General features: G+C 68.1%; 11 protein-coding genes. 4 read left to right on the top strand and 7 right to left on the bottom strand.

What is annotated here, in order from left to right; translation table 11 throughout:
* Window positions 1–188 precede the first annotated feature (188 nt).
* Window positions 189–1,115: a Grx4 family monothiol glutaredoxin gene (gene grxD / locus NR101_RS13880; RefSeq protein WP_256776527.1), complete on the bottom strand. Its 927-nt coding sequence runs from the start codon at window positions 1,113–1,115 to the stop codon at window positions 189–191.
* A gap of 57 nt (window positions 1,116–1,172) precedes the next feature.
* Here grxD and NR101_RS13875 point away from each other — a divergent pair, with 57 nt between their 5' ends.
* Window positions 1,173–1,955, top strand: coding sequence for a polysaccharide deacetylase family protein (locus NR101_RS13875; RefSeq protein ID WP_256776526.1), 783 nt, complete (start codon window positions 1,173–1,175; stop codon window positions 1,953–1,955).
* A 15-nt stretch (window positions 1,956–1,970) separates the two neighbouring features.
* Here the strand turns inward: NR101_RS13875 and NR101_RS13870 are convergent, their stop codons facing one another.
* The 5 genes from NR101_RS13870 to NR101_RS13850 are packed head-to-tail and all read right to left on the bottom strand — an operon-like array spanning window position 1,971 to window position 5,355.
* The gene (locus tag NR101_RS13870) at window positions 1,971–2,294 is read right to left on the bottom strand and encodes a hypothetical protein (protein ID WP_256776525.1); all 324 of its coding nucleotides are present in this window, start codon (window positions 2,292–2,294) and stop codon (window positions 1,971–1,973) included.
* Window positions 2,295–2,328: 34 nt separating this feature from the next.
* On the bottom strand, window positions 2,329–2,697 hold the full coding sequence (locus tag NR101_RS13865) for a hypothetical protein (protein WP_256776524.1): 369 nt from the start codon (window positions 2,695–2,697) through the stop codon (window positions 2,329–2,331).
* A gap of 60 nt (window positions 2,698–2,757) precedes the next feature.
* The gene (locus NR101_RS13860; RefSeq protein WP_256776532.1) at window positions 2,758–3,438 is read right to left on the bottom strand and encodes a methyltransferase domain-containing protein; all 681 of its coding nucleotides are present in this window, start codon (window positions 3,436–3,438) and stop codon (window positions 2,758–2,760) included.
* Window positions 3,439–3,455: 17 nt separating this feature from the next.
* A complete protein-coding gene (locus NR101_RS13855; protein WP_256776523.1) occupies window positions 3,456–4,079 on the bottom strand; it encodes a GDSL-type esterase/lipase family protein in 624 nt (207 codons plus the stop codon).
* A gap of 1 nt (window position 4,080) precedes the next feature.
* On the bottom strand, window positions 4,081–5,355 hold the full coding sequence (locus NR101_RS13850; protein WP_256776531.1) for a pyridoxal phosphate-dependent aminotransferase: 1,275 nt from the start codon (window positions 5,353–5,355) through the stop codon (window positions 4,081–4,083).
* 177 nt (window positions 5,356–5,532) lie between these two features.
* On the opposite strand from NR101_RS13850, the gene rsgA reads away from it, so the two are divergent.
* The 3 genes from rsgA (at window position 5,533) to NR101_RS13835 (ending at window position 10,407) form a co-directional block, all read left to right on the top strand.
* The gene (gene rsgA, locus NR101_RS13845; RefSeq protein WP_256776522.1) at window positions 5,533–6,639 is read left to right on the top strand and encodes a ribosome small subunit-dependent GTPase A; all 1,107 of its coding nucleotides are present in this window, start codon (window positions 5,533–5,535) and stop codon (window positions 6,637–6,639) included.
* A 63-nt stretch (window positions 6,640–6,702) separates the two neighbouring features.
* On the top strand, window positions 6,703–7,956 hold the full coding sequence (locus NR101_RS13840; RefSeq protein ID WP_256776521.1) for a flavohemoglobin expression-modulating QEGLA motif protein: 1,254 nt from the start codon (window positions 6,703–6,705) through the stop codon (window positions 7,954–7,956).
* Window positions 7,957–8,103: 147 nt separating this feature from the next.
* Window positions 8,104–10,407: a TonB-dependent receptor gene (locus NR101_RS13835; protein WP_256776520.1), complete on the top strand. Its 2,304-nt coding sequence runs from the start codon at window positions 8,104–8,106 to the stop codon at window positions 10,405–10,407.
* Window positions 10,408–10,877: 470 nt separating this feature from the next.
* On the opposite strand, the gene phbB is transcribed toward NR101_RS13835, so the two are convergent.
* Window positions 10,878–11,618: an acetoacetyl-CoA reductase gene (gene phbB, locus NR101_RS13830; RefSeq protein ID WP_256776519.1), complete on the bottom strand. Its 741-nt coding sequence runs from the start codon at window positions 11,616–11,618 to the stop codon at window positions 10,878–10,880.
* Between the last annotated feature and the right edge of the window lie 34 nt (window positions 11,619–11,652).

Genomic DNA, 11,652 nt, shown 5'->3' with positions numbered 1-11,652 from the left:
GTTCGCGGGACCGTCGTGTGCCATGGATGGCACACGCGAGCCTCCAGGGACGGATTTACGGCGTGTCCCGCGAACCCACACACCTCCGCCCAGCCAGCAGGATCGCGAGACAACGTGTCTGGCTGTTGAAAGAACAAAAAAAACGCCGGCAATGCCGGCGTTTTTTTCCAACACATCGCAACCGACGATCAGTACTTCGGCACGCTGTTGTCCACCTCATTCGACCAGGCGTCGATGCCGCCGGTGATGTTGTGGACCTTGCTGAAACCCAGGGCGCGGAACTGCTCGGCGGCCTGGGCGCTGCGGCCACCGTGGTGGCACAGGAAAGCCAGCGCGGTGTCCTTGGGCAGCGCTTCCAGGCGCGCACGGTTGTCGCCGTCGAAGGTCTCGAACGGGGCGTTGATCGCGGCGATGGCGCGCTCGTCGGCCGGGCGCACGTCCACCACGATCAGGCTGCCGGCACGCAGCTGGTCGTCGGCGTCGCGCACCGCCAGCTCCTGCACCGCCTTGGGCGCGTTCGGGTTATCGATCGCCAGGCCCTTGCCACGGATATCGTCCACCCAGTCGATGGTGATGCCGTCGGCGCGACGCGCGCTGGCCAGATCGAACTGCACGCGCAGGCCGTTGGACTCGGCGGCGATCGCGTTGTCATCGTGCGGAGCCAGCTGGAAGTTCGGCTGGAAGCGCGCATCGATGCCCAGCTGCAGCGAGGCACCGGGTGAATCGGCCAGCGCACCGCGCAGCATTTCCACTGCGGCCGGGGTCACGGTGATCGACGGCGGGGTGCGGTCCGGGGCGGCCAGACCGAGCACGCTGCTCAGCTCCCCGCTGCCGGCCATCTGCAGAATGATGTCGCTGCCGCCGACCAGTTCGCCGTCGATGTACAGCTGCGGGATGGTCGGCCAGTCGCCGTAGGCCTTGATGCCTTCGCGGATCTCGGCGTCGGCCAGCACGTTGACGTGGTCGAACGCCACGCCCAGGTCCTGCAGCGCCCCGACCGCCTTGGCCGAGAAACCGCACTGCGGCATGCTCGGCTGGCCCTTCATGAACAGCACGACGCGGTTGGCGTTGAGGATGGATTCGATGCGCGAGCGCAGGGCGGAATCAAGGGACATGGCAGTCGGGTCCGGCATTTGGAACCGGACATTCTACGCGGCATGGCATCATGGGGCATGACCGTACCGGAAACGTTGCATCGCATTCCCCTGCGCCCCTGGCGCTGGCTGCCGTGGCTGCTGCTGTCGCAGGTGCTGGTGGTCCTGGCGTGGGTCCAGCTGGGCTGGGCGGTCGGGCTGGCGCTGATGGTGGCCTCGCACGCGCTGTTCCTGGTGCCGGTGTTCCTGCCCAACAGCCGTTTTTACGCGCCGGTGCTCAGCCGCTTGCCGGGCCAGGCGCCGCGGGTGTGGCTGACCATCGACGACGGCCCCTCGGCCGAGACCCCGGCCGTGCTGGACCTGCTCGACCGCTACCAGGCCAAGGCGACCTTCTTCCTGGTCGGCGAGCGGGCCCAGGCCCAGCCCGAGCTGGTGCGGCAGATGCTTGCCCGCGGGCACACCCTGGGCAACCACAGCCATCGCCACCCGCAGACACGGTTCTGGCGGCTGGGGCGGGCGGCGATGGCCGCTGAGATCGGCCAGTGCCAGCAGACGCTGACCGCCATCGCCGGACAGCCGCCGCGCTGGTACCGCTCGGTGGTGGGCATGACCAACCCGTTCGTGGCTCCCGCGCTACAGCAGTGGCAGCTGACCCGTGTGGGCTGGAGTGCGCGCGGTTACGACGGCGTGGACTGCCAGCCGCAGGCGGTGGTGGAGCGCATCGTCGGCCAGCTCGGCCCCGGGGCGATCGTGCTCCTGCACGAAGGCGCCGCGCACGGGCACAACCTGGTCATCATCGAGTCGGTGCTGCAGGCCTTGCAGGATCGTGGGTTGACGGCGGCGTTGCCCGACGCGGCGTAACGGTCGGCGCTGCACTCATCCGATCGCACCCAGCACCATCAGCCCGGCGGTACCCAGCAGGGTGCCCACGGCGCACACCAGCCCCAGGATGGCGAACAGCGTGCGCCGGTCGCGTTGCAGCAGCCCGGCGATACCCAGCGCTACCGCCACGACCTCCAGCACGCCCGCGCCAAGGATGCCCAGCCCGAGCAGCATCGTGGTCGGCGCGCTTTCATCCAGCCCGCCGGGCGTGCTCATCTCGGCGTAGCCGGCCACCACGATCAGCAGGAACAACAGCCCCCCGCCGCCCAGCGACAGGATGAACGAGGCGATGCCGAGACCGGAATGACGGTGTTGCATGGGAACTCCTGATCAGGAACGTGTCGAGGCGGGCTCAGGCCCGTTGGGTCAGGCTGCCGGGACTGCCGGCCAGCGGGTGCGAGTGCTGCCACTGCTGGCGCATCCAGCTGCCCAGCGACAGCTGCGCCAGCAGCAGGGTGACCGCCAGGCCCAGCGCCAGTACGCCGGTAACCCGGCGTCGGCGATGCTGCAGCAGGCTGCCGATCCCCATCAGCGTGGCCAAGACCGCCAGGCCGATGCTGATGCACAGCACCACCAGCAGCAGCACCGGCAGCTCGCGCATCTCGGCATGCGCGGGGGTGTGGGCGACGTGCGCGCTGATCGCGAACATCACCAGCCCGCACAGGCTGATCACCAGTGCGGCGATGCCCAGGGCGGAATGGCGGGATGAGGGCGGGGTCATGCGGGCTCCATGCCGGTATCGGGGCGCGAGTATGCGCGTGCAGCGCGCAGGGCGCGACTGTCAGCCCCGGATCGGCCGCTCGGCGCAGACCAGCCAGTTGTTGAACGGGGTGTTGCCGTACAGCGGGGTCATCTGCAGGCGCAGGCCAGCCGCTTCCAGCGGCGCGCGCACGCTGGCGGCATCGGGATAATGCCGCGGTCGCGTGCCCATCCAGCCCACCAGGTGGGCCAGCATGTCGGTGATGCGGGTGGCGCGGTCGCGGCCGCTGTTGTCGGCCAGGGTGGTGCGGATCACCAGCCGTCCGCCCGGGGCCACGCGCGTGGCGGCAGCATGCAGGAGACCCGCCTGCGCATCGGCCGGCAGATACTGCAGCACATCCAGCAGGGTCACGCTGCCGTGGTGGTCGGGCAGGGTGGCGCTGGCGTCCAGGCAGTCGAAACGCGCATCGGTCAGCGCCGCCTGTGCACCGGCACGCTGCGCACGCGCGATCTTGTCCGCGTCGATGTCCACGCCCAGGTACGGCTGCTGCTGACCGGCCTGGCGCAGCACGTGGGCCAGCAGGCCCAGCCCGCAGCCGATGTCCAGCAGCCCGCCCTGCGCCGGTACCAGCGCGGCCAGCACGCCCGGGTACAGCGGATCGCTGCCGAGCTTGCCGCGGCTGTAGTAATAATCGCGTCGGTTGCCGAAGCGCCGGGCCGGCATGAAGGCAGCGGCGATGCGGCGGGCCTGTTCCTTGGCCAGTGGCAGCGCGTCCGTGCTCAGCGCGCCACCTCGTCGGCCAGTTGCACCCGTGCGACCGGGAAGACGCGCTGGTTCCACAGCGTGTACATCGTCGCCGACGGATGCAGCCCGTCTTCGACCAGCATCGGCGCTTCCCCGCCCAGCTCGCGGCTGACCTCGGTGATGTCGATGAAGGCGACGTCGTGCGTGGCGCAGATCGCGGCGGCCGCCGCGTTGTAGGCGTCCAGTGCATGCCCGATCTGGGCCCGGTCGCGGCCGGACGCGATCCCGTACGCGGTCACTCCCCAATCGGGAATGGACAGCACCAGCACGCGCGACGCGCGACCGCCGGCAAAGCCGAGCGCGCGCTGCAGCAGGGCGGTGAAACGGGGCCGGTAGTCGTCCACGCTGCGCCCGCGGTACTGGTCATTCACCCCGATCAGCAGGCTGACCAGGTCGAAGGGTCCCTGCGGGGCGGCGGCATCGATGCCCGCATCGAGTTCGTCGGTGGTCCAGCCGGTGGTGGCGATGATCTGCGGGTCGTCCACCGCGATGCCGATGTCGCGCAGGCCGGCGGCCAGCTGCGAGGGCCAGCGCCCTGACGGCTGCACGCCTTCGCCGATGGTGTACGAATCGCCCAGTGCCAGGTAGGACAGCGCCACCTCAGGCCACCGCGCTGCGTGGCTTCAACGGCACCACCTTGGTGTTGGCTTCTGCACGGCGCGCCAGCGCACGGTCGATGCGCGCGAAGACATCGCGCATGACGTCCGGCTCGGGCAGCAGGGTCACCCGGAAATGGTGGCGGTAGGGCACGTTGAAGCTGGAGCCCGGCACGACCAGCACGCCTTCCTCGTTCATCAGTTCCAAGGCGAAATCATGGTCGTCGAAGCTGCGCGCGGCCGGGCCGACCACCGCCGGGAACGCGTACAGCGCGCCGGCCGGGGCAACCAGCGACAGGTGCTCGCTGGCGTTGCAGGCCTCGATCACCGCGCGCCGGGTTTCATACAGGCGGCCACCGGGGGCGCACAGCGGGGAGATGGTGTCCGGGCCGTTGACCGCGGCATCGATGGCGTACTGGCCGGGCACGTTGGCGCACAGCCGCAGTGCGCTGAGCAGGTCCATCGCCGCGCGGAATTCGCCCAGCCGCTCGGCCGCGCCGGACAGCATCGCCCAGCCCACCCGCCAGCCGCAGGCGCGATGCACCTTGCTCAGCCCGCTGAAGGTGATGCACGGGTGTTCGCCGGCCAGTGGCGCCACCGCATGGAACGCGGCACCGTCGTAGAGGATCTGGTCGTAGATCTCATCGACCATCAGCAGCAGGTTGTGCTTGACCGCGATCGCCACGATCTTCTCCAGCAGTTCGCGCGAGTAGCTGGCGCCGCTGGGGTTGTTCGGGTTGATCAGCACGATGGCGCGGGTGCGCGAGGACACCAGTGTTTCGATTTCGACCGGATCCGGCTGGAAGCCGTTCTCCGGTGCGCAGCGGTAATACACCGGCCGGCCGTCGTTGAGGATGGTCGCCGCCGACCACAGCGGATAGTCGGGAGAGGGCACCAGCACTTCATCGCCGGGGTTGAGCAGGGCGCGCAGCGACAGGTCGATCAGCTCGCTGACGCCGTTGCCGATAAACACCCGGTCAGGATGCGCGTCGGGGGCACCGCGCCGGGCGTAGGCGGCGGCAATCGCTTCGCGGGCCTCGGGCAGGCCCTGCTGGTGGGTGTAGGGATCGGTGCGGCCCATGTCATCGGCGATCGCGCGCTGCAGGTGCTCCGGCGCGCGGAACCCGAAGTTGCCCGGGTTGCCGATGTTCAGCTTGATCAGCTTGCGGCCCTGCGCCTCCAGCTCCCGCGCTCGTCGCGCCAGTTCGCCCCGGATCTCGTAGCGGACTTCGGACAGGCGCTCGCGGGTGGCAAGCGGCTTCAGCGGGGGCGTGGACATGAACGGGCCGTCATCGTCGGGCATGGAAATGGCATGGTAGCGGAAATGTTGCGTTGCAGGGCAAGGCTTTCGGGCCAAATTCCGAGCACTGCCAAGCAGTTGCGCAGACTCGGGCGGGACTGGGCCTTCGTCACTGGGCGAGCACCGCGGCGACGCCCGGTCGCCACACCCTCTAGAATGGGCACGATGAGCGAACCCACTGATTATCTTGCCCTGCAGACCATTGGCTGGCCCTGGCCGGGCGGCCCCGAACTCCCGGCCTGGCAGGCCTTGTTCGAGCAGTTCCCGCAGGCGCGCCCGGGTCGTGTGATCGAGCAGCATCGCACCGGCTACATCGTCTCGGACATGCCCGATGCAGCGATCAAGACCGAATCCCCGCCGGAATGGCAGCGCCCGCGCTTTCCCAGCCACGAACGCGCGGCCGTGGGCGACTGGGTGCTGATGGAGGGCATCAAGATCGTGGCGCTGCTGCCGCGGCGTACCGCGATCAAGCGCGGCGCGGCCGGCGAGCATTACCACCAGCAGGTGATCGCGGCCAACATCGATACCGTGTTCATCGTCTGCGGCCTGGATGCCGACTTCAACCCGCGCCGCATCGAGCGCTACCTGCTGCTGGTCGGCGGTGGCGGCGCGCAGCCGGTGGTGGTGCTGACCAAGGCCGACCAGACCGAGTACAGCCAGGATGCCCTGGACGTGCTGGAAGAACTGGCCGCGCAGGACATCCCGCTGCTGGCGGTCAACGGCAAGGACCCGGCCAGCGCGTCGGCCCTGCTGCCGTGGCTGGGCGCGGGCCGGACCGTGGTGCTGGTGGGCTCGTCGGGTGCCGGCAAGTCCACCCTGACCAATACGCTGCTGGGCGAGGAGCGGATGAAGACCGCCGACGTGCGCAGCAACGATTCGCGCGGCCGCCACACCACCACGCACCGCGCGCTGATCCCGCTGCCGGCCGGTGCCTGCCTGATCGACACCCCGGGCATGCGCGAACTCAAGCCGACCGGTGAGGAAGCCCTGAGCGAAGGCGGCTTTTCCGACGTGGAAGCGCTGTCGGCGCAATGCCGGTTCCGCGACTGCGCACACCAGCGCGAGCCGGGCTGTGCGATCCGTGCGGCCATCGATGACGGCACGCTGGATGAAGAGCGGTTGTTGAACTACTTCAAGCTGAAGGAAGAAGTGGCCGCCGCCGCGGCCAAGCTGGCCGTGCGCCAGGCCCAGCAGGCGATCGAGCGCAAGCACGTGGGCAAGGGCGCGCAGTGGCGCCCGGGCGGCAAGGGCGGCCGCCGATAGCCGGGTAGAGCCACCCCATGGGTGGCTGCACCAACTCCCCGCGTGGCTGCTATTGTCCGCCCCATGGACACACCAATGACCGTGGATCGTGAGGTGGCCCACCACACCGCGCTCGATGCGCAGCTGGTGGAGGCAGTGGGTGGCATCAAGCTGCTGGGCCTGACGAGCTGGCCCGCTGCCCTGCAGGCCCCGTTCCTGGCTAGTGTCGCCCGCGGCCAGCCGGTGCTGCCGCAGGTGGCCTATCCCCGGCTCGACTTCGGCGACACCCGCCGCGCGCTCGCCGCCATCAGCGCCCAATGCGATCCGGACCATCCCATCGGCCTGTACGTGCAGCGCTCGGCGCACAGCTGGGACCTGGCCGCCGGTCTGCTCGAATCGCTGGGCACGACCGAGGTCGACCGCTATTCGGTCGAACTGTTCGGCGCGCCCGAGCACCCGCTGCCTGGCAACGGCCCCAGCACCCGCGATGCGGCCCGTCACTTCATCCAGATCGCGCAGGAACTGGACCACGAACTGCTCGCGCCCGAGGAACAGGTGCCGGTCTCGGCTACCGCCTTGCAACTGCAGTTGCAGAGCGACCTCGATGCGTTCTTTGAATCGCGCATCATCAGCGTCCAGCTCGACCCGGACCTGATCTCCAAGGCGGCCGCCGGCCCCACCCGCATCCGCCTGCGCACCAGCGCCCGCTTCAGTGCGTACGACCGTGCCCAGCTGTTCCACCACGAAGCACTGGTGCATTCGCTGACCGCACTCAATGGACGCGAGCAGCCGCACCTGCCCAGCCTGGCGTTGTCCTCCCCGCGTGTGACCGCCACCCAGGAGGGCCTGGCCACCTTCGCCGAGCAGATCACCGGCAGCATCGACATCGAGCGCCTCAAGCGCATCAGCCTGCGGACCGAAGCGATCGCGATGGCGCGCGAGGGCGCCGATTTCATCCAGGTATTCCGCTACTTCTGCGCCGAAGGGCAGAACAACGAGGAGAGCTTCGCCTCGGCCCAGCGCGTCTTCCGCGGCGTGCCACCGACTGGCGGCGCGGCGTTCACCAAGGACACCGTGTACCTGCGCGGGCTGGTGTCTGTACATACCTTCTTCCGCCACATGCTTGCCGAAGACCGCCTGCAGGTGTGCCGCTGGTTGTTCGCCGGCAAGATGTCGCTGACCGATGCGATCGCCTTCGCACCGCTGTTCGAAGAAGGCATCCTGCGCCCGCCCCGCTGGCTGCCGCACTGGGTCAGCCGCGCCAACGGGCTGGCCGGCATGCTGGCGTTCTCGCTGTTCGCCAACCGCATCCGCATGGACCAGCTGGTCGCCGAATGATGCGTTGCATCCGGGCACGCTGCGTCGCGCGACGGGTCGCGTTTCATCTGGAGCGCGCCATAACGTAAGAATGCTTTCATCTTCCGCTCGCATGATGGTCATGCACCTGCAGTGCGCAGGTCACCACCCCACATGCAACGGACGACCATGCTTACCCGACCCCTGACGATCGCGGTTGCGATCGCGCTGTGCGCCGCCAACGCCCACGCCGCCGATGTAGCCGCCACCACCGGTGCGACCACCGATGCGAGCGCCGCGCTCAGCGCGCAGACCCTGGACACCGTGTCGGTGATCGGCCAGGGTGAAACCCGCCAGGTCCAGCGCATCACGGCGGTGGACAAGCAGGTGCTGCCGCCGGGCACCAGCGGCCAGAAGATCCTCGACCGCCTGCCCGGCGTGTCGGTGCAGTCCAACGATGCGTTCGGGGCCAACGAAGAATCGCAGAGCATCACCCTGCGCGGCTTCGACAAGAGCCGCCTGGGCTACACGCTCGATGGCATTCCGCTGGGCGACAACAGCTACGGCAACTACAACGGCCTGAGCATCGCCCGCGCGCTGATCGCAGAAAACCTGGCCGGTGCCGAACTGTCGCAGGGCATCGGTTCGCTGGGCGTGGCCTCCACCAGCAACCTGGGCGGCACCGTCCAGTACTTCTCGCAGGACCCGTCCACCGAATTTGGCGGTCGTGCCAGCGTCACCGTCGGCGATGACAACCAGCGTCGCGGTTACCTGCGCGTGGACACCGGCGACATCAACGGCTTCTCGGCCTACGTCTCCGGCGTGCACCAGGAGGCGGACATGTGGGCCGAGCCGAACCAGAACCAGACCACCCGCCAGTTCAACGCCAAGGCGGTATGGAACGTGGGCGACAACCGCTTCGGCGCGTTCGCCGCGACCTCGCGCGTGAGCCAGGCCAACTATGCCTACCTGTCCAAGAGCATGCTGGCGCGCGGGCTGGGCTACGACTGGAACATCTACGCCCCGGACTGGGATCGCGCGGTGGCTGCGGCCTACTGCGCGCCGGGCACCTACAACGCACAGAAGTGCGCCTTCAGCGGTGGCGTCAACAGCATCGACGATGCGTACTACCAGAGCCGCGCGCTGCGCGACGACAATCTGTACTCGCTGGATGCCGATCTGGCGCTGGGCGAGACCTCGCGCCTGAAGCTGCTGGCCTACCACCATGAGAACCGCGGCCAGGGCCACTGGTGGGCGCCAGGCCAGCCGTCCAACCCGGGTACCGCGCAGGCGCTGCCGATCTCCATCCGCAGCACCAACTACACCATCAACCGCCAGGGCATCACCGCGGCGCTGAGCTGGCAGTGGGGCATCCACGCGCTGGAAGCGGGGCTGTGGTACGAGCGCAACGACCACAACGTCGAGCGCAACTTCTACTACATCACCGGCCCCTTCCTGGATGACGGCTACCTCAACCACCCCGACCGTCGCCTGTTCGACCAGGACTTCGACATCCGCACGCGCCAGTTCTACGTGCAGGACCGCATGCGTTTCCTCGATGACCGCCTCACTGTCGATGTGGGCATCAAGAGCCCGAACACGCGCATGACCGCCAACGCCAGGCCGGGCACCGAGGCCAGCTACGCCTCCGGGACGCTGACCGCGAAGGAGTCGGTGCTGCCGCAGGCGGGCATCGGTTTCAAGCTCAGCCAGAACCAGGAGCTGTTTGCCTCTTACTCGGAGAACATCGCCGCCTTCGTCGGTGGCGGCAGCGGTGGCCCGTTGCAGGTATCCCCGGAATCGTTCGCCGCCAGTGCGGGGCTGGAGCCGGAGAAGTCGAAGACGCTGGAAGCCGGTTTCCGTACCTTCGGCGAGAAGTACCAGGCCTCGATCGCGGCCTACCGCGTGATGTTCGACAACCGCCTGCTGTCGCTCAATCCCTGCACGAGCATCGAGGTGGGCACGCGTCCGGAGTGCATCACCCGCTTCATCAACGTAGGCTCGGTGAAGAGCCAGGGCGCGGAGTTGACCTTCATCCTCAAGCCGGTCGAGGGCCTGCAGTGGTACAACGCGCTGTCGTGGAACAAGTCCACCTACGAGGATGACTACACCTCCGGCGGTGCGATCGTGCCGGTGGCCGGCAAGATCACGGTGGATACGCCGCAGCGGATGGCCTCCAGCGAGATCAGCTGGAACCGCGACGGGTTCTTCGCCAGCCTGCGCGCCAAATACACGGGCAAACGTTACTACACCTACACCAACGACCAGTCGGTGGCCGGGGTGACGACGTTCGATGCGGGTGCGGGGTATTCATTTGGTCCGGGTCTGGGCCTGCGCGACATCAAGGTGTCGCTCAACGCGACCAACCTGACCAACAAGCGCTACGCCGGCCAGCTCAGTTCGTTCGCCCCGACCGATCCGACCGGCACCCGCTACGCGATCCACGCCAGTGCGCCGCGCCAGGTGTTCATGACGGTGGCCGCTGAATTCTGAAGCATCTCGCGTGCCGGGCCGCTGGTTTGGTCGGGTACGGGTGGGGTGTCGGGACACGCCGCAAGTACGTCCCTGTAGGCGCGCATGCGCCATCCATGGCGCATGACGGTCCCGCCACCCCACCCGTACCCGTCCTTGACAGTTTGCGGGTGCTCAACAAGAAAGCGGGATGCAGTGCGGCGCGTTGCGCGCCGCTAGTTGCTCTGCGCGGCTGTGTTCCAGCCAAGGCCACCGGCCAACTGTCCAGGGCGGGGGGGGGCAGCGTCGCGGGACCGTCGTGTGCCATGGATGGCACACGCGAGCTTACAGGGATGTACTTGCAGCGTGTCCCGCGACGCTGCACACCCCCGCCCAGGCCCAGGCCCAGGCAGGCATTCGCTCTACACTGACACAAAAAAAAGCCGCGACGCCTCTCAGCGCCGCGGCTCACCTCGTGGGGGAGGCAACGCGTCCAACCGGACGCGCCAAGGTCAAAACATGTGCAACCCACCGTTCACCGCGTAATCGGCACCGGTCACGTAGGCCGCATCATCCGACGCCAGCCACGCACACAGGCTCGCCACTTCCTCCGGCTTGCCCAGCCGGCGGATCGGCACCGACCCGGCCAGCCGGTCCAGCACGTCCGGCGGAAAACTGCTGATCGACTGGCTGGCGATATACCCCGGTGAAATCGTATTCACCGTCACCCCGCGTGCGGCCACCTCATTGGCCAGCGCACGGCTGAAGCCATGCATGGCCGCCTTGGCCGTAGCGAAATTGACCTGCCCGATCTGGCCCTTGTGCGCGCTCACCGAACCGATGTTCACGATCCGGCCCCAGCCACGCGCGGTCATCCCGTCGATCACCTGTTTGGTGATGTTGAACAACGCATGCAGATTCGAGCCCATCACCGCGTTCCAGTCGTCCGGACTCATCTGCCGGAACAGCACGTCGCGGCTGCCGCCGGCATTGTTGACCAGCACGTCGATCTCACCGACCTCCGCCTTGACCTTGGCAAACGCCGCTACCGTCGACGACCAGTCCGCGGCATTGCCCTCCGAAGCAATGAAGTCGAAGCCCAGCTCGCGCTGCTCGCGCAGCCAGCCGGCCTTGCGTGGCGAGTTCGGTGCGCAACCAGCGACCACCGTGTGGCCGTTGCGCGCCAGTTTCTGGCAGATGGCCGTGCCAACACTGCCCATGCCGCTGGTGACGTAAGCGATGCGAAGCGTCATTGCTGAAGACTCCTTGGTAACCGGATCAGGGCGC

Origin of the sequence: Stenotrophomonas sp. Ste86 (genome assembly GCF_024519465.1) — a bacterium.
Lineage (GTDB): Bacteria > Pseudomonadota > Gammaproteobacteria > Xanthomonadales > Xanthomonadaceae > Stenotrophomonas.
Note: the sequence above shows the minus strand (reverse complement) of the source record. Positions and strands in the feature narration are given on the sequence as shown.